This is a genomic window from Rahnella sp. JUb53 (genome assembly GCF_004346065.1).
In the GTDB taxonomy this organism is placed as follows: Bacteria; Pseudomonadota; Gammaproteobacteria; order Enterobacterales; family Enterobacteriaceae; genus Rahnella; species Rahnella variigena.
In genome coordinates this window covers 966,647-988,461 of record NZ_SLYT01000001.1, presented here as the reverse complement: position 1 = coordinate 988,461, position 21,815 = coordinate 966,647, and the positions used below count along the sequence as shown (strand labels likewise).

Genomic DNA, 21,815 nt, shown 5'->3' with positions numbered 1-21,815 from the left:
ACTGCGTAATTGCTGGCTCCGTGCCCGCCTTGCGGGTTATTTTTTTTCTGCCGGAGCAGACATGAGCACAAACAAGGCATCCCGGACTGATGACGCCGGTAAACCTCTGCGTTTTCAGGTCGCCGCCTCCCACACACGCTGGCTGACCGGGCTTATCAACGCCATTATGGTGATCAGCAGCGTGCTGTATCTGATATTGCTGATGCTGTATATGGTTTCCCCTGACTCAGTCTGGCCGTGGGTGACCGGCAATATTATGGCTGCCCTGTGGGTTTGCGCCGCCTCCCTGCAATGTGCGCGACGCATTACCCGCTGGCGCGGGCATCAGTTTGCATCTCCGGCTGAACCCGTTTTGCCGGAAAAACCTTCCGTTTTTCTCCATCGTCTGACTGCTTCAGCCCGCGTGCGCCCGCTGTTGCGTTATGTCGATGCGCACGTGTTCTTTCAGGCACTTCCAGCATTAGCCGCATTACTGCTCATCTTTCTTTTGTGGCAACTGCCTTTACCTGCTAACGAAGCAGGGGATGCGGGGTATTTTGCCGGATCATTCTTCCTTCTTTGCGCCTTTGCGGTGCTGGTACTTGAACGTCACTGGACGTTAAAAAATCCGCAGGAATGGCCGGAAGCCGCAAGACTGGCACCGCTGCTGCGCATGCTGATTGGCGTTTTGCTACTGAGTGCCGCCGCCGTGATGTTTGCCCGTGGCACGGCGGTCTGGCCCGCGCATTTGCTGATGCTCACGGGAATATTACCGGCGCTGGTGGCGCTGGAACTTTTCCTGCGCGCGCTGATGGCGCTGTTTTCGCCGCCGCGTGAGGACAAAGAGCCGGAGTTTATCGCGGGCAGTCTGCTGGCGGCACAAATTTGCTGGCCGCCTCGTCCGCTGCAGTTTGTGCAGAACGAGTTGCATCAGCATTTCGGCATCGATCTGCGCCAGATCTGGGCATTCCATTTTATCCGCCGCGCGCTGTTGCCGCTGGCCGCATTTTTACTGCTGACGGGCTGGCTGCTGACCGGCGTCAGTGAAGTCCCGCTGACGCAGCGGGGGATTTATGAATCCTTCGGGAAACCGGTCGCGGTCAGGCAACCCGGTTTGCATCTCGGTCTGCCGTGGCCTTTCGGGCATACGCTAATGGTCGACAACGGCGAAGTGCATGAACTCACCACCGGCGCGGAAGAACCGGCGACGACTTCGCCGGTCGAGGTTGCCGATACCGCCGAAGGCCCCGCGCCGGAAAGCGCCAACCGGTTATGGGATTCCAGCCACAGCAGCGACAAATCACAAATTATCGCCAGCGCGGGCAATGACCGGCAGAGCTTTCAAATCATGGATATGGACGTGCGGTTTGTGTACCGCATCGGCATGAACGATGACGCAGCAATGGCGAGTTTGTATCACACCGAAAATATGCCGGTGCTGATCCGCAGTATCGCCAATCAGGTGCTGGTGCATGATTTCTCCTCCCGCACGCTCGACAATCTGCTGGGCAGCGAACAGACTCGCCTTGCCGCCGCTATCGGGCAAAAAGTGCAACGCCAGCTGGATAATCTCCACAGCGGTGTGGAGCTGCTGGCGACGGTGATTGAATCCATCCATCCGCCAGCGGGCGCAGCGGATGCTTATCATGGCGTACAGGCCGCGCAGATCCTGGCACAAAGTGCGATTGCCGGTGAGAAAGGACAGGCCGCGCAGCAGCTGAATGCCGCGCAGCAATTTTCCCGACTGGCGCTGGATGCTGCCACGGCACAAAGTCATGAAAATCTCGATCAGGCGCAGGTGATGGCCTTGCGGTTTAACGCGGAAAATCAGGCGTATCAGGCTGGCGGGCAGTCGTTCCTGAATGAGCGTTATTTCAGCCAGCTGACGCTGGCGATGCAACAACATCCTAAAGTTTTGATTGTCGACAGCCGTATTGGTGGCGAAACGCCGCCGGTTCTGGATCTGAGAAATTTCACCCTGCCATTTACGCCCGGAGCGGATAAAGCGGCGCATTCTGTTAAAGCGGAGACTACCCGGTGAGTGATCCCCAACATACTCAATCCCACGACCATGACCACGGTGCCCAACACGGGCATCATCACGGTGGCGGACATCACCATCATCACCACGCGCATTCAGGACCCGCTGCGCCGAAATTCTGGCGGCGCGCATCGGTTGCCATCGTGCTGGTGGCGCTGATTGCCGCGTCAGCCTGTCTGGTACAGGTGCGTTCCGGCGAAGCGATGGTGATCACCCGATTTGGTGATCCGGTGCGCGTGCTGCTGAATCCCGGGCTGGCATGGCATCTGCCGGTGCCGCTGGAAACCGCCATTCCGGTAGATTTACGCATTCGTACCACGTCGAGCGGTTTGCAGGATGTCGGCACGCGCGACGGCCTGCGGATCATCGTGCAGGCGTATACCGTCTGGCAGGTGAAAAACGATCCCCAGCATGTGCAGCGTTTTATCCGTGCGGTACAAAACCAGCCGGATATGGCTGCCGCGCAGATACGCACGTTTATCGGCTCGGCGCTGGAAACCACCACAAGCGGTTTTGCGCTGGCTGATCTGGTGAATATCGACGCCAGCAAAATTCGTCTTTCCGGTTTTGAACAGCATTTGCATGACCAGATTGCCCGCCAGTTACTCGACAGCTATGGCATCGAACTGGTGCAGGTTGGCGTTGAGCGCCTGACGCTGCCTTCCGTGACACTGGATGCAACCGTAGATCGTATGCGTGCTGAACGCGAAACTATCGCCACCCAGCGCTCTGCTGAAGGCAAACGTCAGGCGGCCGAAATCCGGTCTTCCGCCGAGCGCGATGCCCGCGTGATAAAGGCCGATGCGTCGGTTAACGCCGCCAATATTGAAGCGCAGGCGCAGGTACAAAGTGCGGCGATTTACGCCAAAGCGTGGGCCGGTAATCCCCCGTTGTACGATTTGCTGCGCTCGCTCGATACGCTCAACAGCGTGATCACGCCCGGCACGCAGCTTGTATTGCGTACCGATGCCGCACCGTTCAGACAGCTGGTCGAAGGCCCGCCGGTTTTACCCGCCGCCAATAACGAGCCACATCCATGAATCCGCTGGCCCGTTTTCAGGGCAATGCCTGGTTTCAGGCGGGAAGGATGGCGTATCTGGCCTTGTTTGCCATAACGCTGATTGCCGCCGCCAGCTGGCTGTTCTCCAATGTCCGCCAGATTGAGCCGGACAAACGCGCGGTGGTGATGCGCTTCGGAGCCGTATCACGCACGGCAGGTGCCGGCCTGCTGCTGGCGTGGCCCGAACCGCTGGAGCAGGTGGAAATATTACCCGCCGCCGACAGGGTGATCGAACACCATGTTACAGCCTTGCTGAGAAAAGACATTGTGCCTGCGTGGACCAATACCGGCGGCGAGAAAAGTGACGCGGTTGCCGGTGCAGGATATTTGCTGACCGGTGATTCCGGCGTGGTCCAGCTGGATGTGCAGGTGTATTACGTCATCACCGATCCGGTGGCGTTTGTGTTACAGGGCGGGCACGTATTACCGGCGCTGGATCGCTTAACCGAACACGCTGCGGTGGCGATTTGTGCTTCACGCGACCTTGATACGATTCTGGTCGCACGACCAGAAATGGTGGGTAACAGTAGCAATATCGCCGAACGACGCGAGCGGCTGCGCGGTGATTTGCGTCAGGGTATTAATCAGCAACTCGCCGCGCTGAATACGGCGGGCAGCAGCACCGGTATTGAAGTCATGCGTGTTGATGTGCAGTCTTCTTTGCCGCCCGCGGCGGTTGATGCATTTAATGCCGTTCTGACTGCCAGTCAGCAGGCGGAGCAAAATATCGCCAGCGCCACTAATGAGGCGGCCCGCGTGCATCAGGACGCTGTTCAGTCGGCAGATCGCGCCTTACAGGTTTCACAGGCCAAAGCCAGTGAACAGATTGCACGGGCTTCCACCGATACCGCGACGATTGTGCAACTGGCAAACGATCATTCTCCTGAATTGTTGTGGCGTTTGTGGCGCGAGCGGATGCCTGCGATCCTGGCTCATGCCGGCAGCGTGACGGCGGTTTACCCACATGATGACGCGCATCTGATCCTGCCGGGGCCAGATCGTCCATCCTCTCAACCCTGAGGTATTTGCCCTGTGACTTCTTTTACTTCTGAAGAACCGGCAGCGAAAGGCGTGCTGCTGACGCGTCATGAACAGCGGAGTATGGCGGTGCAGCTGCTTCTGGCGATGACCGCGTTCGGTTTGCTCCTGTGCGGCTGGATCTGGCAGTGGCTGTTCCCGCAGCAAAGCGATGTCGGGCAGATTCTGTTCGGCGTGGCGTCTTTGCTGGTGGCGGTGCCGGTATTGCGTTCGGCGATTTACAGCTTGCGCAGCCCGAGTTTGCACAGCGTTACCGATCAGCTGATTGCGCTGGCGATGCTAGGCGCGTGGGCGACCGGCGACCTGATGACCGCCGCATTGCTGCCGGGCATTATGATTTTTGGTCATATTCTGGAAGAGCGCAGTGTGATCGGTTCGCAGGAAGCCATTGATGCGCTCAGCCGTCTGACCCGCAGCCGCGCACGGCGGATTTTGCCCGATGGTGAGATTGAAGAGATCGACAACCATCAGCTGCGAACCGGCGACCGGGTTGAAGTCCGAGCTGGCGACCGGCTGCCCGCCGACGGGCGTGTCATCTCCGGCAGTGCCAGTCTGGATACTGCGCCTATCACTGGCGAATCCGTGCCACAGGAAGCCCGCGCAGGAGACGATGTTTTTGGTGGTGCCATTAATCTCGACGGATTGCTGTCTGTTGAAGTCACGCGAACCGGCGCGGATGCCACGCTGGGTAAAGTGATTGCGCTGATGCAAAAAGCTGAACATGCCAAACCGCCGATCACCCGTCTGCTCGAGCGTTATGCCGGGCAATATCTGGTGCTGATTTTGCTGATCGCGGCGGCGACCTGGTTCATCACGCGCGATGCCCACGCCATGCTGGCGGTGCTGGTGGCGGCCTGTCCATGTGCGCTGGTGCTTTCCGCACCCGCCACCGCAATTGCCGGTATTGCTGTCGCGGCGCGTCACGGGATCCTGATCCGCAGCTCTGCTTTTCTGGAAGAACTGGCTGATCTCAACGCCATTGTGGTGGATAAAACCGGCACGCTGACGCACGGCGAACTGCATCTGCAACAAACGGTGCTGGAAGAAAACGAATCCCCGGACGCGGCGCTTGTTCTGGCGGCCAGTCTCGGCGCGGCCAGCAGCCATCCGGTCAGCCGCGCACTGGCGAAGTTATTTCCTCGCGAACAATATTTCCCACTGGAAGCTTTTTCAGAACAGCAGGGCATGGGCGTGCGGGCGCAAACTGCGCAGGGCGAGGCATTGCTGGGCCGTCCGGCGTTTTTCAGCCAGAACAACGTCGCAGTGAGTGATGTCCCTGAGCATGACGGGCCGCTGGTCGGTCTGGCGCTGGACGGGCGTTTTCTTGGCTGGTTGCTGCTGGCAGATTCTTTACGGCCTGAAGCGCAGACTGCGTTAGCCGAACTGCGTCAGCTGGGGCTGCAACGACAGCTTTTACTGACCGGCGATCGCGCCAGTGTGGCGCATCGTATTGCCGGTGAACTGGGCATCAGTGATGTGGTCGCTCAGGCTTTACCGGAAGATAAACTGCATCAGGTCTCGGCTGAAATTGCCCAGGGCTACCGTCCGATGGTGGTCGGTGACGGCATCAATGATTCTCTGGCGCTGAAGGCTGGCGTGGTGGGGATTGCGATGGGCGCAGGCGGCAGTGATATCGCGCTGGCCTCTGCCGATGTGGTGCTGATCGGCAGCGATTTACGTCGTCTCGGCACGTGTGTGCGCCTGAGCCGTGCGTGCCGCCGGACGCTGAAAATCAACGTATTCATCGGACTGGGCTGGACGCTGGTGGTGATGGCTGCTGCTGCAATGGGATTGCTCGGCGTGGCGGGCGTACTGATCGCCGCATTGCTGCATAACCTCAGCACGTTGCTGGTGCTGGGTAATGCAGGGCGGTTATTGCGTTTCGACGAGCCGCTCTGAACGTCTGGATTTTGTTCTTCTGTTCATATAAAGAAAACGGGCGCAAAAGGTTGCGCCGCGTTTCATCTTGCTTGCCGGAAATGCGCGTTAAAGCTCTGCTTTGAAGGTGTGCAGACGACGCATGGTTTTTTCAAGACCTTCCTTCATCAGCAATTCAGTGCAGCGCAATGATTCATCAATCGCATCATCAATCAGCTTCTGTTCACTGGCTGGCGGCTTGCCCAGCACAAATCCCACCACTTTGCTTTTATCGCCCGGGTGGCCGATTCCGATACGCAAACGGTAGAAATTCGGGTTGTTACCGAATTTGCTCTGAATATCTTTCAGACCGTTGTGACCGCCGTTACCACCGCCCAGTTTGATTTTCGCCATGCCGGGCGGGATATCCAGCTCGTCATGCGCGACCAGAATCTCATCCGGCTCGATGCGGTAGAACTGCGCCATCGCCAGAACCGCTTTGCCGCTGAGGTTCATAAAGGTGGTCGGAACCAGCAGACGGACGTCCTGACCGGCCAGCGACAGACGCGCAGTGTAACCAAAAAACTTACTTTCTTCTTTCAACTGCTGATTGTGCTGGCGGGCGAGAAGATCAACATACCAGGCGCCTGCGTTATGGCGGGTCTGGGCGTATTCTGCGCCGGGATTGGCCAGTCCAACGATCAATTTAATGCTGCTCACGATTTTCGCTTCTTTATCCGGTGAGGTTTAGCGGGCTAGTTTACCTGTCGCGTTTCACTGTGCCAAACATCACAAAGAATAATTCGTGCCAGTTACGCAAAATATTGAATAGTTCATTGTGATGACTATTAACCTTTCGAACCTATATGTCTGGAAAACGTAAAGATTTGTCGGTCAATGTTCTCTCTCTGTGATCGCTGCCGCAAAGTGAACCGGATGGGACGTCTATAGTTAAAGGCAGGAAAAGACAAGACAGCAATGATGCTAAGACTATCGACAACTGGAGGTGACTTATGAAACGTAAAACCGCACGAATGATCGGCAATGGCCTGATGGGACTCGGTTTACTCACAATGGTCGGTGGTGTTGGTTATTCGATTTTGAACCAGATGCCTGAACTCGGGTTGCCGCAATTTCTGGCCCATGGCGCGATCGGCAGTATTTTCGTCGGTGCTATTTTATGGGTGGCAGGAGCGAGAGTCGGCGGGCATGAACGCGTCGCAGACCGTTACTGGTGGGTACGCCACTTTGATTCGCGCTGCGCGAACAGCAAATCACATCGCCATTCCTGAGTCTCCTAAACAAAGTTAACAAAGTTTTATAAACAACGTTTTATAAACAATATTTTATAAAGAATAAAAAACCGTTGTCGCTCACGCGATAACGGTTTTTTGCATTTCTGTTCATGGCAAAACGCATTCAGGCAAAACAAAACGCCCCTGAAACAGGGGCGTAATGATTAATGCTCGAACATCGCAGAAATGGATTCTTCGTTGCTGATGCGGCGGATAGCCTCAGCCAGCATGCCTGACAGGGTCAGGGTGCGCACTTTTTTCAGTGCGCGGATTTCTGCGGACAGCGGAATGGTGTCGCACACAATCACTTCGTCGATGACGGAGTTCTTGATGTTTTCCACTGCATTGCCGGAGAAAATCGGGTGGGTAGCATAAGCGAATACGCGTTTAGCACCGCGTTCTTTCAGTGCTTCAGCGGCTTTACACAGCGTACCACCGGTGTCGATCATATCATCGACCAGTACGCAGTCACGGCCAGCTACGTCACCGATAATGTGCATCACCTGAGAAACGTTTGCGCGTGGACGACGTTTATCGATGATAGCCATGTCGGTATCGTTCAGCAGTTTTGCTACGGCACGGGCGCGAACAACACCGCCGATGTCCGGAGAAACCACAATCGGGTTTTCCAGGTTTTGTTGCAGCATGTCTTCGAGCAGAATAGGGCTGCCGAACACGTTGTCTACAGGTACATCGAAGAAGCCCTGAATTTGCTCTGCATGCAGGTCTACAGTCAGAACACGGTCAACGCCAACGCTCGACAGGAAGTCAGCAACAACTTTAGCGGTGATTGGCACTCGGGCAGAACGCACCCGGCGATCCTGACGTGCATAGCCGAAGTAAGGAATAACGGCTGTGATACGACCAGCGGAGGCGCGGCGTAAGGCATCAACCATGACGACCAGTTCCATCAGGTTATCGTTAGTAGGCGCGCAGGTGGACTGGATAATGAAAATATCTCCGCCACGTACATTTTCGTTAATTTGCACGCTTACTTCACCGTCGCTAAAACGACTGACGGCGGCGTCACCAAGGCTGGTGTATAAACGGTTGGCAATACGTTGTGCTAGTTCCGGGGTGGCGTTACCAGCAAAAAGCTTCATATCAGGCACGAGAAGAACCTCAGGCTTGCGTCCAGGGAAGACATTGGCTTTTGGTACCACCGGGCGGTGAGCGGTACCAAAGCATTATGCTCACGATACTTCTAAATCTTACTACTTAAATCTGTTGAATAATTGGCTGGCAAAGAACAGACACAAAACTGCTGTGACTCTCTACGCTTTGCCCGCAGTTCTCAACCAGACTTCGCGAAAACGGTGCAACGGCGAGATATTAACACCTTGCGCGACAAAACCCCGACTCCACGATGGCATTTTGTCCAAAACCTGACGGGCGGCAGACTCTGTGTCAAATTCTGCAAACACACAAGCACCTGTCCCGGTCAGTCGCGACGGCGCGTATTCTAACAGCCAAGAAAGTAGCTGTTCAACCTCGTAAAAACGTTTTCTCGCAATCGGTTCGCAATCATTTGCGTAAGGCGTGTCCAAAAGCACATTAACAGGGCGTTTTGGTGTATTTCTGGTCAGCTCGGGATCGCCGAAAATCACCGGCGTTGGAATACTGACGCCCGGATGTGCAATCAGATACCATTTTTCCGCCGGTTCGACCGGCTGTAAAATCTCGCCGATGCCTTCGGCGAAGGCGGCATGGCCCATCACAAACACCGGCACATCCGCGCCCAGCGTTACACCCAGTTGCGCCAGTTCAGTATCGGAAAACCCGCAATTCCAGATCGTATTCAGCGCCACCAGCACGGTCGCAGCGTTAGAAGAACCGCCGCCCAGACCGCCGCCCATCGGAATACGTTTTTGCAGCGCAATATCGGCTCCCTGAGGCGTGCCCGCATGCTGCTGCAATAAACGCGCGGCGCGCACCACCAGATTATCTTCGGCAGCCACACCCTCAACCGGGGTGGTCAGGACGATGTCGCCGTCGTCACGAACGTTAAAACTCAGGCTGTCACCGTAATCGACAAACTGAAACAGCGTCTGCAAATCATGGTAGCCATTCGGACGCTGTCCGGTGATATAAAGGAACAAATTGAGTTTAGCCGGAGAAGGCCACAATTGCTGCGTCATCTCAGTTTAGCGTCCAGTTATCCATTTTCAGTTTGATACGCTGTTCGCCCTGAGTCATTTCCAGACGCTGCGGCAGGGAAGGTTTAGCGTCATCGTCATAGCTCTGATAGACCACAGTGCCCGCTTTGCCGTTCTGCGTGAATTTAACCTGAGACAGACGGTACTGGCTGTCGAGCGTGAAATCGGTGCCATCACCTGGCAGGCCAAGCATCCAAAGACGCAGATTAGCCAGCGGGATCGACATGCCGGTCAGCTTCTGGATCATGTCATCTGGATTATCACTGGTGTAGCGTTTGCCTTCATTATTGGTCAGCTGCGCAATACCGCTTTGCACTTTAAGCTCCATTTCGGTGCTGCCCAGCGGATTGGTCAGCAATAAACGGTAGCTGTCCGGGGAATATTGTTGCCAGAAGAAGCGGGCATAGACTTTCTGTTTATCGGAAAGATAAGCGAAAGAACCGCGGGTCTGATAATGCTCAAGCTGTTTAACCTGAGCTTCATGTTCACGCCACTGCGGAGAAGTCGGGCTGGTCGCCGGGCCTTTCGGCGCGTTAATCGAACAGGCGGCAAGCACTAAGCTTGCAAGAGGAAGAAGGCGGACAAAGTGTGCTTTACGCATTGGCATAACAGATAAAATCCTTTGTGCTTTGGCGAAATGGGATGCCAGGGCAAATGTGGCGTGCGTCAGTTTAGCACAGCAGAAGCGTTGGATGATCTCAACCCTGCGCAGATGATCGGCGATCAATTCGTTTTGGGACAATACTGATGTGTAAAAGGATTTGTCACTGTAAGGCACATGATCAACGATGCCACAACAGACGAGTTTGAAGATATTCGAGGGATGTAAATCACCCGGCCCACGGCCGGGTTGTGCTTACGTTCTCTTTTTCAGTAAAAAGGCGATAAACCAGATCAGGGAAATGTTCAACAGGAATGAAGTCAGATGGATAAAGGTCATAAAAATATTTGCCCATGATGCTTCTGTAATAAAACCTGTTTTTTCTGTCAAAAGTGAGTACGCAACATTTTCTGGTATTAGGGCGAAAATGGTGACGAGTATCACGACAAAAGACACCGACCCCGCAATCCAGATCAGAACATATTGGGATGGCTTCATTAATACACCTGTACCGTACCAAAAGCTTTCAGTGTAGGACTAACCATCGTGGTGGGCGTTATTAATAGCGCTTCTCGAAGGATGGCAAAGTGTGACTTGCTTGTAAATGTAATGCAGCCGTTGCTGATCCCCCGATATCCGGCCGGATGCAACCTGAAGTTTCCCCGTTCGACATCCTCAATAAACGTCGTGTCGTCAATCAGGTTGTCATCGCGAAATAAAGCAAACCACGATTCATGATCTGAACCGCTTACGATCGACTTTACCCAATCACGTTGCTTAAACATTAAACCACCGACCGGACGGGCGACAATGTAATATCTGCCTGGTGGTAGTGGTCCTATGTCTTTCACTGTTGTCTGTTCTGGATCGTTGCGTTGTTCAGGATTACCTGAGTATGCAGGGAAAAAACCAACCCCTGGGCAACTTAGCGTTGATATGCCCGCTCCGTTTAATCGAAACGTACACTTGATCATCTGTCATTCCACGCATCTGAAAAAATGATATTCCCATCGCAATATTTCCAGGTGATCCGCTCATATCTCAGGGATACAGATTCAAGGTGGTTGTGTTTTTCCGTAGCGGGATTTTTGCAGTCGTGCATCAAAGGACAGACTGAAACGACTTTCACGTTTTCCAACTGCATATTGAAGTACTCAACTTCCTGACCGGCATCATTGATGCGATACCAGCGGAATTCTGCTGATTTTAAGGTTTGGCCTTTTGCGACAGCTTTATAAAGGTAAGGTGATGAGCTGTCGAATTCTTTTTCAAAAGTCAGCGCAGAATGTACACGGGTTCCGGTGATTTTTCCTGTGTTGTTGTCAGTAGGTAAAAACAAGCCGTGACCGAAGCCCAAAACCTCAATACTTCCCTCGCGCCTATTCACATCAACTGAACCTTTTATGTCTGCTCCGCCGTCGTCTTTAAGCCACAGGTATGCTGGTATTGCCATTTTCATAAATCCATTTTAAAAGTGAGGCTATAGGTTATTCCTTCGTTCAGTAGGAAAAATTAGCGAACCTTGTAAAAAGGAAATTTTCAGAGATTCATTATTGATGGCAGTTAATCACCGCAGCGCGGGATTACCCTGAGATGATCTTTGGGGCATTTTGGGGCAGTACGGAGCTTAATAAAGATGAATAACTGGAAAAACGGCTCGGCTGACACATTACCTAAATTAGGCTACAAGCCGCTTTCTGTGCGGTTTTACAACGAGATCAGAAATAAACCCACATCATATTTAACCGAAGGTGCTGTTCGCCTTTTATTGATCTCGCGCATCTTGTAGAATGCGCAGCAGACGTAAACCCATACTATTATAAAGTATAAGCCGATAACCGCTCCCGATATGACCCTGCTTGCATTAGGTATCAACCACAAAACAGCCCCGGTGTCTCTGCGTGAACGGGTAACATTTTCACCCGAGACTCTCGATCAGGCGCTTTCCAGTCTGCTCCAGCAACCGCTGGTGCAGGGCGGAGTCGTGTTGTCTACCTGTAACCGCACTGAGTTGTATCTCAGCGTTGAGCAGCAGGAAAATCTGCAGGAACAGCTGGTTAAGTGGTTATGCGATTACCATCATCTGAGTGAAGATGAAGTCCGCAAAAGCCTTTACTGGCATCATGATAATGAAGCCGTCAGCCATCTGATGCGCGTCGCCAGCGGACTGGATTCGCTGGTTCTCGGTGAGCCGCAAATTCTCGGGCAGGTGAAGAAAGCCTTTGCGGAATCGCAAAATGGTCAGGCCGTTTCCGGTGAACTTGAACGTCTGTTCCAGAAATCCTTCTCGGTGGCCAAGCGTGTCCGTACTGAAACGGATATCGGTGCCAGCGCCGTTTCTGTGGCGTTTGCCGCCTGTACGCTGGCGCGTCAGATTTTTGAATCCCTTTCAGATGTGAATGTGTTGCTGGTCGGTGCGGGTGAAACCATCGAACTGGTTGCGCGTCATCTTCATCAGCATAATGTGCGTCACATGATGATTGCCAACCGTACGCGCGAACGTGCGCAGTCGCTGGCGACGGAAGTGAACGCAGAAGTGATCAGCCTGCAGGATATCGATTCCCGCCTCGCTGAAGCCGACATCATAATCAGTTCCACCGCCAGTCCGTTGCCGATTATCGGTAAAGGTATGGTCGAGCGTGCATTAAAAGCCCGCCGTAACCAGCCAATGCTGATGGTGGATATCGCCGTTCCGCGTGATATCGAACCGGAAGTCGGCAAACTGGCGAACGTCTATCTGTACAGCGTCGATGACCTGCACAGCATTATTCAAAACAATCTTGCACAACGCAAAGCGGCGGCCATTCAGGCTGAAACTATCGTGGAGCAGGAGAGTTCAAACTTCATGGCCTGGCTGCGTTCGCAGGGAGCCGTTGAAATTATTCGTGATTATCGCTCACGTGCTGATATTATTCGCGCCGACGCACAAGCAAAAGCTCTCGCCGCCATTGCGCAGGGCGCTGACGTCGAAGCGGTGATCCATGAATTAGCCCATAAATTGACAAACCGCCTTATTCACGCGCCAACCCGTTCTCTGCAACAGGCAGCCAGCGACGGTGATGTGGAGCGTTTGCAAATTTTACGCGACAGCCTCGGGCTGGGTCAGCAATAGTTCTCCTTTTCTCACAGGGTTAAACACCACGCATGAAGCCTTCTATTGTTGCCAAACTGGAAGCGTTACAAGAGCGCCACGAAGAAGTGCAGGCGATGCTTGGCGATGCCTGCGTCATTGCCGATCAGGATAAATTCCGCAGTCTTTCCCGCGAATATTCACAGTTAACGGCTGTTTCTGAATGTTTTCTGGCCTGGCGTAAGGCACAGGAAGATTTAGAAACCGCTGAGATGATGCTCAACGATCCTGCTCTTAATGATAAAGAAATGCGCGAAATGGCGCAGGATGAGATCAAAGAGTGCAAAGCCAATATCGAAGAACTCGAAGAAAAATTACAGCTTCTGTTACTGCCAAAAGATCCGGACGATGAACGCGGTTGTTTCCTGGAAATTCGTGCTGGAACCGGCGGTGATGAGGCGGCTATTTTCGCCGGTGACTTATTCCGTATGTACAGCCGCTACGCCGAAATGCGTCGCTGGCGTGTAGAGATCGTGAGCGCCAGTGAAGGTGAGCACGGCGGTTATAAAGAAGTGATCGCCAAAATCAGTGGCGAAGGTGCTTACGGCCAGTTCAAATTTGAGTCAGGTGGTCATCGCGTTCAGCGTGTACCGGAAACCGAATCTCAGGGGCGTATTCATACCTCCGCCTGTACCGTAGCGGTGTTGCCTGAAATACCTGAAGCCGAACTGCCAGAAATCAACGCCGGCGATTTGCGTATCGATACGTTCCGTTCATCGGGCGCGGGCGGTCAGCACGTTAATACCACCGATTCGGCTATCCGTATTACGCACATTCCCACCGGTATCGTGGTGGAATGTCAGGACGAACGTTCTCAGCACAAAAACAAAGCCAAAGCGATGTCAGTGCTGGGAGCGCGTATCCGTGCTGCTGAAATGGCGAAACGTCAGGCTGAAGAGTCTTCAACACGTCGTAACCTGCTCGGCAGCGGCGATCGTTCAGACCGTAACCGCACCTACAATTTCCCGCAGGGCCGCGTTACCGATCACCGTATCAACCTGACTATTTATCGTCTGGATGAAGTGATGGAAGGTAAACTGGACAGTCTTATCCAGCCGATCGTGCAGGAGTATCAGGCCGATCAGCTCGCCGCACTTTCAGAGCAGGATTGATGGATTTTCAGTCCTGGCTGCGTGATGCCACCGGTCGTCTTGCTGCGGGGGAAAGCCCGAAGCGTGATGCTGAAATCCTGCTCGGCTTTGTGACTGGCCGGGCAAGAACTTTCATCATGGCTTTTGGTGAAACACAGCTTTCTGCTGAACAGCTTCAACAGCTCGAAACCCTGCTGGCGCGACGTGAGCAGGGTGAGCCGGTTGCGTATCTGACCGGCGAACGCGAATTCTGGTCGCTGCCTCTCTCTGTTTCTCCTGCCACATTAATTCCTCGTCCTGATACCGAATGTCTGGTCGAACAGGCGCTGGAACGTCTGCCGTCTGAACCTGTCAGTATTCTCGATTTAGGGACCGGCACCGGTGCTATCGCGCTGGCTTTAGCCAGTGAACGGCCTGACTGCCAGGTCACCGGGATTGATCTGCAACCCGATGCTGTCAGCCTGGCGCAGTACAATGCACAGAAGCTAAACATCCTGAATGCGCAGTTTTTGCAGGGCAGCTGGTTTACGCCGGTTGCCGGAGAACGCTTTGCGCTGATTGCCAGTAATCCCCCTTATATTGATGCCACGGACTCGCATCTGTTTCAGGGAGATGTGCGTTTTGAGCCCGCGAGCGCACTGGTGGCAGATAATGCCGGTCTGGCTGATCTCGCACATATTATTGCCGCTGCACCCGCGTATCTTCAGAAAGGCGGCTGGTTATTGCTTGAACATGGCTGGCAACAGGCGGCGGATGTACAAAGACTTTTCCAGAATGCCGGCTATCAGCAGGTGATGACCATCAAAGATTATGGCGGTAATGATCGCGTCAGCCTGGGACAATGGCAGCCATAACGACTCGTTATCAATTTCTAACAGCATCACTCTTTAAGAACAACTGACAGAAAGGAAACAGACAATGGCGTCGTATGTCTGGATTAAAAATCTGCATTTGCTGACAATCACGCTGAGCATTACGCTGTTTGTCCTGCGATTTTTTTGGAAATGGGCGGGTTCTGCTATGATGCAGAAACGCTGGGTGAAGGTTGTTCCACATATTGTGGATACTTTACTGCTATTAAGTGGTATTTCGCTTATCTTCATCACACACTTTTATCCGTTCAGCCCGCAGGGAACCTGGCTGACCGAAAAGATTTTTGGCGTTATTATCTATATTGCGTTGGGTTTTGTAGCCCTGAGCAAGCGACCAGTGAGTCAGAAAACCCGCTGGCTGGCCTTTATCCTGGCGCTTGCTTGCCTGTATGTGATTCTTAAACTGGCGCTGACGAAAATACCGCTGCTAATGGGATAACTATGAGTACCCTTGCTGATTTTGAATTTAACACCGCCCGGCTCAGTGCCGGGGTGATCAAAGTAACAGAATCCGTGCGTTTTGATTTTAATCCGGACGAAGTTCGCCATCAGTTGCAATTGCTGGTTGATGAAGCGCGCAGCGTCGTTCCTGCGGATCTTGATCAGGATCAGCAGCTCGAAGTGTTGATTGAACTGTTTTACCGTACCTGGGGTTTTGGTGGCGCGGGGGGCGTTTATCGCCTGTCTGACGCTATCTGGATAGACAAAGTGTTGTCATCACGCCAGGGAACCCCGGTTTCGCTGGGGGTGATTTTCCTGCATATCGCGCATGAGCTTGATCTGCCGCTGATGCCGGTTATTTTCCCGACACAACTTATCATGCGTGCCGACTGGCTCGATGAAGAAATGTGGCTGCTCAATCCTATCAACGGCGACACGCTCAATGAACACATGCTCAATGTGTGGCTGAAAGGCAATCTGGGCGTGACGGCGGAAATCGAAGATGATGATCTCGATGAAGCGGAAAACACGCTTATCGTGCGTAAAATGCTCGACACGCTTAAAGCCGCACTGATGGAAGAAAAACAGTTTGAACTGGCTCTTCGTGCCAGTGAAACCGTATTACAGTTCGACCCGGAAGACCCGTATGAAATCCGTGACCGTGGGCTGATTTACGCCCAGCTGGAATGTGATCATGTGGCGATCAACGATCTTAACTATTTCGTTGAACAGTGCCCGGAAGACCCGATTTCAGAAGTGATTAAAGTGCAGATCCACTCGATTGAGCACAAGCAAGTGACACTGCATTAATTTATAATTACCTCTCGTTCCATCTGATAAATGTTGATAAAACAGCCAGTTGTGGCAGATTCAGATGAAGGATTTTTTACTAAAAGGCCAAAGTATGAAACATAAAGTGGTTAGCATTCAGGACATCAAAGTCGCCAACGATCTGCCGTTTGTGTTGTTCGGCGGGATGAACGTACTGGAATCTCGCGATATGGCGATGCGCGTCTGTGAACATTACGTCACCGTGACCCAGAAACTCGGTATTCCTTACGTGTTCAAAGCGTCTTTCGATAAAGCCAACCGCTCATCTATTCATTCTTACCGCGGTCCGGGCCTGGATGAAGGCATGAAAATCTTCCAGGAACTGAAAAAAGCTTTCGGTGTAAAAATCATTACTGACGTTCATGAATCCTGGCAGGCACAGCCTGTTTCTGAAGTGGTTGACGTGATCCAGCTGCCAGCGTTCCTGGCGCGTCAGACTGATCTGGTTGAAGCCATGGCGAAAACCGGCGCAGTCATTAACGTGAAAAAACCACAATTCGTCAGCCCGGGTCAGATGGGTAACATCGTTGATAAATTCAAAGAGGGCGGCAACGATCAGGTTATCCTGTGCGATCGTGGCAGCAACTTTGGTTACGACAATCTGGTTGTCGACATGCTGGGCATGAACGTGATGATCAACGCCACTGGCGGTCATCCGGTCATCTTCGACGTGACTCACGCCCTGCAAACCCGTGACCCGTTTGGCGCAGCATCCGGCGGTCGTCGTGCTCAGGTAGCAGAACTGGCACGCGCAGGTATGGCGGTCGGTATTGCAGGCCTGTTCATCGAAGCGCACGAAGATCCGGAACACGCGAAATGCGACGGTCCTTCTGCATTGCCGCTGGACAAACTGGAGCCGTTCCTGGTGCAAATGAAAGCTATCGACGATCTGGTGAAAAGCTTCCCGGCACTCGATACCAGCAAATAATCTGTCTCAGCCAGATAAAACAAAGGCGACCTTCGGGTCGCCTTTTCGTTTAGTGGTGATTGTGAAGGGCATCCTGCAGAGAACTATAGAAACTGAGTTTTCCTTCAACCGGATGCATTCTGGCACGGGCCATAGTTTTCAGTGGCTGGAAGGGGATTTCGGCAAGCCGCAGTTCGGTACCTTCCGGTAAGCCGTCGATATAGTGCTGCAACGCGTTAACACCACCGGCATCGAGAACAGCCACACGATCCCACAGCAAGACAATCACTTGCTTACCGGAACTGCGTGCCTGTAATTCACTGAACAGGCGCTCAGCCGCAGCGAAGAACAGCGGACCGTTAACACGCAGTACCAGCGTATTTTCCGCCGTTTCGCCAGGGACTTCCGTCAACCGCGTCAGTTTCGCTATCCGACGCATAAACAGTAAAGACGCCATCACGATACCGGCAGTAATGGCAATCACCATATCAAACAGCACCGTCAGGCTCATGCAGGTCAGCATCACCAGAATGTCGTCTTTCGGTGCGCGGCGCAGGATATCCACCACTTTATGCGCCTCGCTCATATTCCACGCCACCATCAGCAGCAGCGCGGCCATCGCTGCCAGCGGTAACCATGAAAGCAGCGGCGCGAGAATAAGCAGGGCGAGGATCACCAGCAACGAGTGGATCACCGCAGACACCGGCGATGTCGCACCGGCACGAACGTTAGCGGCGGATCGGGCAATGGCTGCCGTGGCGGTAATGCCGCCAAAGAACGGGCTGACCATATTGCCAATACCCTGACCGATCAGCTCATTGTCCGAATGGTGTTTCTTGCCGGTCATCCCATCGAGAACCACGGCGCACAGTAACGATTCAATTGCGCCGAGCATTGCCATGGAGAACGCAGCGGGCAGCAGCGCCTGCACCAGAGACCAGCTCAGTCCGCTGCCATCGGGTTGAGTCCACGGCAGGGCGAATTGCGGCAAGATAGGCGGGATGCCGTTACCTTGCGAGCCATCCGGTAACAGGAAATGAAAGCGGGAACCGATAGTCGCAACCGGATGTCCGGCCTGCATGAAAATCGCCATTACCGCGCAACCTGCCAGCAGCGCCGGAAGATGGCCGGGAACGCGCAATCCCAGTTTCGGCCAGAGGATTAAGACCCCGAGCGTCACAATGCCAATCGCCGCATCACCCATATCCAGCGTCGGCAATGCCATCACCAGAGCGGCCACTTTACTCAGATAATGTTCAGGTACCGTCGCCATCGTCAGACCAAAGAAATCCTTGAACTGCATCGTCCCGATGGTAATCGCAATGCCGGAGGTAAACCCGAGCGTGACGGGCAACGGGATATACTCAATCAGCCTGCCAAAACGCGCCAGCCCCATCAGCAGCAGCATAAAGCCGGACATCAGTGTCGCCAGCAACAGGCCGGATAAGCCGAATTGCTGCGAAACCGGATAGAGGATCACCACGAATGCCGCGGTCGGGCCTGATACGCTAAAGCGAGAGCCGCCGAAGATAGCGATAATTATCCCGGCTACCGCTGAGGTATAAAGCCCGTATTGCGGCGGAACGCCACTGCCAATGGCCAGCGCCATCGCAAGAGGGATAGCGATAATCCCGACAGTTACGCCCGCAATGGCGTCTTTGAGTAAACGTTGAAAGGTATATTTTTCACGAAAACAGGCGTCGGTCAGAGCACTGAAAAGTCTGATGCGGCGACTTCCTGAGATATTCATAGGGCGTAAACCACCTGGGGAGAAGAATTGATAATAACCCGGTATTCCGTCACCGGAAAAGTCATAGCCTACGCCGGTCTGACTCGGGTTACGTAGATATAAATCAAGACTCGATAACACTTTCCTGCGTAGTCTTCGTTTTATTGTAACGGGTGGCAATGTGATGTGCTGCCAGTTATTTCACATACGAATACGACGAAGGCATTCATCATCTATATTTATGTTAATACCCGTGAATCGACAGGTAATAGCGTGAGAGGACGCATTTAATTATGCCGGATATATTTTCGCTGACCAGCCTGTATGCGGATATTTGTGTCACGTACGCCACGCTTTCGGTCAGCTTTTTTGTCCTCAGCCGCAGTGAGCCTTTCACCTTCAAAGGGTCGTACTGGAAACGGCTGGCCTTTGGCCTGGTGGCGGGCATCACGTCGCTCTATTTGCGGGGCAATCAGCTGGCGCTAACGGACAGCCTTTCGTTTAGTTTTGAAATGTTGCCGATGATTTTAGTCACTTTTTTCGGCGGCTGGCTCAGTGGGTTATCCAGTTATGTCGTGGCATTTTTCTTCAGCGGTATGTTCACGCTTAATAATCTCTTTATCGCAATAATCCTCTGCACCCTGTTTTTATTCCGTGTCTGGCAACGGCGGAAACACCGTGAACTTTACATTACCATTGTGCTGATCGGTATTTTCCGTCTGGCGCTGGTTTCAGGATTGCATGGCATTAAGGTGCCGTGGACGGCGCTGATTTGTTATCAGCTGGTGGCAGCTTTCTGCATGATCCTTTGTTATCACGCGCTGAATTATAAAGAAATCTACATGAGCAAAGTGTTCACCATCCGCGTGAAAGCGGCGACTGATGAACTGACGCAAATTAACAACCGGGCCAGTATTGATTACTGGCTGGCGCAGCGGCAAACGCAGCGGGAAGCCTGCGGCTTAATTCTGCTCGATATCGATAACTTCAAACGGGTGAATGATACCCTCGGGCATCTGGCGGGCGATCGGGTATTAATTGAAGTAGGACGTTTATTACGCCACCTGACACGCAATGAAGATTTCGCCGGGCGCTACGGCGGCGAGGAGTTTCTGGTCATGACGTCGGCTTATGACCCGCCGACGCTGCTGGCTATAGCGGAACGCATTCGCCAGGAAGTCGAAAACTGCGTGATCATTCTGGAAGATGGCAGGGAACTTAAAGTGACGGTGTCATTGGGCGTGTCATTGTATTTGCCGGGAATGATTATCCGCAAGTCGCTAAAACTGGCGGATTTATCATTATATGAGGCCAAACGGCAGGGCAAAAACCGCGTGGTCGCCAGCTCGATCCTGACCCTGTCTACGCTCGGGACGAAACGTCATTATCCCAGAATGTAAAAAAGGAGCCTTAAAAGGCTCCCTGGGTTTGTTATCAGAAAGCAGATTACTTCTGTGTGCCTTCTTCAATTTTCGGCGGATAGTTCAGATCAGCCGCTTTACGCATTTTTGCGACATCTTTGGCGGTGACAGTCGCCGCTGCCGGATTTCCGAATTGCATGCTGACATAATTACTCAGTTTTGCAATCTGCTCGTCATTCAGCTGATTGGCAAACGACGGCATCATGATTTCGCCCTTATCCATATGACGCTGCACGCCATTAAGGATAACGGAAACCTGATTTCTGTTGTCGTAAGAACCGGTGCTGGTATGACTGAACAGCGACGGATACGCATGGAATCCCTCGCCGCTGCCTTCACCGCCTTTGCCGTGACAGGCTGCGCAGCTGGCATTAAACAGGGCGGCGGCTGACTGGTCAATTGTCTGACCTTCAGCACGCAGCGGATATACGTCCTGACTTTTCTGGCCCCATGCATCGCGCGGTTTGGTTTGCTTGTCATCTCCAATCGCCGGAACCGAACGGATATAGGTCGCAATCGCGTTCAGGTCACTGTCTGTCAGATGTTGCAAACTGTGCTCGATGGCTTCAGACATTGCACCGGAAGCTGACGCTTTGCCCGCCACAAAACCGGTTTTCAGGTAAGTCACCAGTTCCTGCTGCGACCAGTTGCCGATCCCGGCGTTTTTGTCCGGCGTGATGTTAAACGCTACCCACGAGCCTAAATCACCGCCGGAAAACGCTTTATCGGTATCCATGCCCATGGTCAGCGTGCGCGGCGTATGGCAGGTGCCGCAGTGTTCCAGCGCTTCCACCAGATACGCGCCGCGATTCCAGTCCGCTGATTTGGACGGATCGTTTTTCAGCTCACCTTTGTCGAAGTTAAACATCTTCCACACGCGCATGCCCCAGCGCTGGTTAAACGGGAAAGACAAATCCGTTTGCGGCCCGGCGGAATGTACTGCTGGTTGCGACATCAGATAGGCTTTGATCGCCAGAACGTCTTCACGCTTCATTTTGGTGAATGAATCGTAAGGCATTGCCGGATACAACTGTTGTCCGTCTTTGCCGACGCCTTCACGCACCGCGCGGACGAACTCATCATCACTCCAGCTGCCGATACCAAATTCCTTATCAGAAGAAATATTGGTGCCGTAAATCACCCCGAAAGGGGATGCCAGCGGATAACCGCCGCCGAACTTCGCGGTTTTATCTGCACCCGGCGCGGTGTGGCAGGCGGTACAGTCACCGGCTATTGCCAGATATTCACCGCGTTTAATCATCTCCGCATTGCCTGCAGCATCATCAGCCCAGGCGCCGGCTGCTGCCATTAACGGCAGCGCCGCCAGCACGAATTTCATTTTCATTGCTCAATCCTCAGAAAATCA

General features: G+C 53.3%; 21 protein-coding genes. 12 read left to right on the top strand and 9 right to left on the bottom strand.

The features are described from left to right. The first annotated feature begins 61 nt into the window (after nt 1-61). From EC840_RS04535 to EC840_RS04520, 4 genes are read left to right on the top strand one after another with little or no spacing between them, the layout of a single operon-like run. Nucleotides 62-2,020 carry an SPFH domain-containing protein gene (locus tag EC840_RS04535; protein WP_132964086.1) on the top strand — a complete coding sequence of 653 codons (1,959 nt, stop codon included), beginning with the start codon at nt 62-64 and terminating at the stop codon, nt 2,018-2,020. Next, nucleotides 2,017-3,060, top strand: coding sequence for a protease modulator HflC (locus EC840_RS04530; protein ID WP_132964085.1), 1,044 nt, complete (start codon nt 2,017-2,019; stop codon nt 3,058-3,060). The genes EC840_RS04535 and EC840_RS04530 overlap by 4 nt, the downstream gene beginning before the upstream one ends. Next, nucleotides 3,057-4,100, top strand: coding sequence for a protease modulator HflK (locus EC840_RS04525; protein WP_132964084.1), 1,044 nt, complete (start codon nt 3,057-3,059; stop codon nt 4,098-4,100). Before EC840_RS04530 ends, EC840_RS04525 begins: the two co-directional genes overlap by 4 nt. Before the next feature lie 12 nt (nt 4,101-4,112). Continuing rightward, complete coding sequence (locus tag EC840_RS04520; RefSeq protein ID WP_132964083.1) at nt 4,113-6,017, top strand: cation-translocating P-type ATPase; 1,905 nt, start codon at nt 4,113-4,115, stop codon at nt 6,015-6,017. Nucleotides 6,018-6,104: 87 nt separating this feature from the next. Here EC840_RS04520 and pth read toward each other — a convergent pair whose 3' ends face one another. Beyond that, a complete protein-coding gene (gene pth / locus EC840_RS04515) occupies nt 6,105-6,695 on the bottom strand; it encodes an aminoacyl-tRNA hydrolase (protein ID WP_037034067.1) in 591 nt (196 codons plus the stop codon). A gap of 293 nt (nt 6,696-6,988) precedes the next feature. On the opposite strand from pth, the gene ychH reads away from it, so the two are divergent. Then, nucleotides 6,989-7,267 carry a stress-induced protein YchH gene (gene ychH, locus EC840_RS04510; RefSeq protein WP_112288712.1) on the top strand — a complete coding sequence of 93 codons (279 nt, stop codon included), beginning with the start codon at nt 6,989-6,991 and terminating at the stop codon, nt 7,265-7,267. Between the two features lie 167 nt (nt 7,268-7,434). Here ychH and prs read toward each other — a convergent pair whose 3' ends face one another. From prs to EC840_RS04480, 6 genes are all read right to left on the bottom strand, one after another. Then, on the bottom strand, nt 7,435-8,382 hold the full coding sequence (gene prs, locus EC840_RS04505) for a ribose-phosphate diphosphokinase (protein ID WP_013575591.1): 948 nt from the start codon (nt 8,380-8,382) through the stop codon (nt 7,435-7,437). A gap of 162 nt (nt 8,383-8,544) precedes the next feature. After that, nucleotides 8,545-9,408: a 4-(cytidine 5'-diphospho)-2-C-methyl-D-erythritol kinase gene (gene ispE, locus EC840_RS04500; RefSeq protein WP_132964082.1), complete on the bottom strand. Its 864-nt coding sequence runs from the start codon at nt 9,406-9,408 to the stop codon at nt 8,545-8,547. A gap of 1 nt (nt 9,409) precedes the next feature. Next, entirely contained in the window at nt 9,410-10,033 is a 624-nt protein-coding gene (gene lolB, locus EC840_RS04495) for a lipoprotein insertase outer membrane protein LolB (protein ID WP_120162521.1), read from the bottom strand. A gap of 249 nt (nt 10,034-10,282) precedes the next feature. Next, nucleotides 10,283-10,525, bottom strand: a complete 243-nt coding sequence (locus tag EC840_RS04490) for a hypothetical protein (protein ID WP_129638278.1) — start codon at nt 10,523-10,525, stop codon at nt 10,283-10,285. Further along, on the bottom strand, nt 10,525-11,001 hold the full coding sequence (locus tag EC840_RS04485) for a DUF2778 domain-containing protein (protein ID WP_129638277.1): 477 nt from the start codon (nt 10,999-11,001) through the stop codon (nt 10,525-10,527). The genes EC840_RS04490 and EC840_RS04485 overlap by 1 nt, the downstream gene beginning before the upstream one ends. Next, nucleotides 10,998-11,480, bottom strand: a complete 483-nt coding sequence (locus EC840_RS04480) for an Hcp family type VI secretion system effector (RefSeq protein ID WP_132964081.1) — start codon at nt 11,478-11,480, stop codon at nt 10,998-11,000. Before EC840_RS04480 ends, EC840_RS04485 begins: the two co-directional genes overlap by 4 nt. Before the next feature lie 396 nt (nt 11,481-11,876). Here EC840_RS04480 and hemA point away from each other — a divergent pair, with 396 nt between their 5' ends. The 6 genes from hemA to kdsA all read left to right on the top strand — a co-directional run bounded on the left by hemA (nt 11,877) and on the right by kdsA (nt 17,320). Next, complete coding sequence (gene hemA, locus EC840_RS04475; RefSeq protein ID WP_120162522.1) at nt 11,877-13,139, top strand: glutamyl-tRNA reductase; 1,263 nt, start codon at nt 11,877-11,879, stop codon at nt 13,137-13,139. A gap of 32 nt (nt 13,140-13,171) precedes the next feature. Further along, entirely contained in the window at nt 13,172-14,269 is a 1,098-nt protein-coding gene (prfA, locus tag EC840_RS04470; RefSeq protein WP_132964080.1) for a peptide chain release factor 1, read from the top strand. Next, nucleotides 14,269-15,102, top strand: coding sequence for a peptide chain release factor N(5)-glutamine methyltransferase (prmC, locus tag EC840_RS04465; protein WP_132964079.1), 834 nt, complete (start codon nt 14,269-14,271; stop codon nt 15,100-15,102). The genes prfA and prmC overlap by 1 nt, the downstream gene beginning before the upstream one ends. A 64-nt stretch (nt 15,103-15,166) precedes the next feature. After that, nucleotides 15,167-15,559: a SirB2 family protein gene (locus EC840_RS04460; protein WP_112288706.1), complete on the top strand. Its 393-nt coding sequence runs from the start codon at nt 15,167-15,169 to the stop codon at nt 15,557-15,559. A 2-nt stretch (nt 15,560-15,561) separates the two neighbouring features. Next, nucleotides 15,562-16,371 (top strand): invasion regulator SirB1, encoded by an 810-nt coding sequence (sirB1, locus tag EC840_RS04455; protein WP_112288705.1) that lies wholly within the window; start codon nt 15,562-15,564, stop codon nt 16,369-16,371. A gap of 94 nt (nt 16,372-16,465) precedes the next feature. Continuing rightward, a complete protein-coding gene (gene kdsA / locus EC840_RS04450; protein WP_120162524.1) occupies nt 16,466-17,320 on the top strand; it encodes a 3-deoxy-8-phosphooctulonate synthase in 855 nt (284 codons plus the stop codon). Nucleotides 17,321-17,369: 49 nt separating this feature from the next. Here the strand turns inward: kdsA and dauA are convergent, their stop codons facing one another. Beyond that, complete coding sequence (dauA, locus tag EC840_RS04445) at nt 17,370-19,049, bottom strand: C4-dicarboxylic acid transporter DauA (protein ID WP_129638273.1); 1,680 nt, start codon at nt 19,047-19,049, stop codon at nt 17,370-17,372. 272 nt (nt 19,050-19,321) lie between these two features. Here dauA and EC840_RS04440 point away from each other — a divergent pair, with 272 nt between their 5' ends. Next, a complete protein-coding gene (locus tag EC840_RS04440) occupies nt 19,322-20,428 on the top strand; it encodes a GGDEF domain-containing protein (protein WP_129638272.1) in 1,107 nt (368 codons plus the stop codon). 46 nt (nt 20,429-20,474) lie between these two features. Here EC840_RS04440 and EC840_RS04435 read toward each other — a convergent pair whose 3' ends face one another. After that, nucleotides 20,475-21,794: a cytochrome c gene (locus EC840_RS04435; protein ID WP_132964078.1), complete on the bottom strand. Its 1,320-nt coding sequence runs from the start codon at nt 21,792-21,794 to the stop codon at nt 20,475-20,477. Nucleotides 21,795-21,815 lie beyond the last annotated feature (21 nt).

Coding starts and splice junctions, on each gene's coding strand:
- EC840_RS04535 (WP_132964086.1), top strand. CDS start 62: ATGAGCACAAACAAGGCATCCCGGACTGATGACGCCGGTAAACCTCTG.
- EC840_RS04525 (WP_132964084.1), top strand. CDS start 3,057: ATGAATCCGCTGGCCCGTTTTCAGGGCAATGCCTGGTTTCAGGCGGGA.
- ychH (WP_112288712.1), top strand. CDS start 6,989: ATGAAACGTAAAACCGCACGAATGATCGGCAATGGCCTGATGGGACTC.
- ispE (WP_132964082.1), bottom strand. CDS start 9,408: ATGACGCAGCAATTGTGGCCTTCTCCGGCTAAACTCAATTTGTTCCTT.
- lolB (WP_120162521.1), bottom strand. CDS start 10,033: ATGCCAATGCGTAAAGCACACTTTGTCCGCCTTCTTCCTCTTGCAAGC.
- EC840_RS04490 (WP_129638278.1), bottom strand. CDS start 10,525: ATGAAGCCATCCCAATATGTTCTGATCTGGATTGCGGGGTCGGTGTCT.
- EC840_RS04485 (WP_129638277.1), bottom strand. CDS start 11,001: ATGATCAAGTGTACGTTTCGATTAAACGGAGCGGGCATATCAACGCTA.
- EC840_RS04480 (WP_132964081.1), bottom strand. CDS start 11,480: ATGGCAATACCAGCATACCTGTGGCTTAAAGACGACGGCGGAGCAGAC.
- hemA (WP_120162522.1), top strand. CDS start 11,877: ATGACCCTGCTTGCATTAGGTATCAACCACAAAACAGCCCCGGTGTCT.
- prfA (WP_132964080.1), top strand. CDS start 13,172: ATGAAGCCTTCTATTGTTGCCAAACTGGAAGCGTTACAAGAGCGCCAC.
- prmC (WP_132964079.1), top strand. CDS start 14,269: ATGGATTTTCAGTCCTGGCTGCGTGATGCCACCGGTCGTCTTGCTGCG.
- EC840_RS04460 (WP_112288706.1), top strand. CDS start 15,167: ATGGCGTCGTATGTCTGGATTAAAAATCTGCATTTGCTGACAATCACG.
- sirB1 (WP_112288705.1), top strand. CDS start 15,562: ATGAGTACCCTTGCTGATTTTGAATTTAACACCGCCCGGCTCAGTGCC.
- kdsA (WP_120162524.1), top strand. CDS start 16,466: ATGAAACATAAAGTGGTTAGCATTCAGGACATCAAAGTCGCCAACGAT.
- dauA (WP_129638273.1), bottom strand. CDS start 19,049: ATGAATATCTCAGGAAGTCGCCGCATCAGACTTTTCAGTGCTCTGACC.
- EC840_RS04440 (WP_129638272.1), top strand. CDS start 19,322: ATGCCGGATATATTTTCGCTGACCAGCCTGTATGCGGATATTTGTGTC.
- EC840_RS04435 (WP_132964078.1), bottom strand. CDS start 21,794: ATGAAAATGAAATTCGTGCTGGCGGCGCTGCCGTTAATGGCAGCAGCC.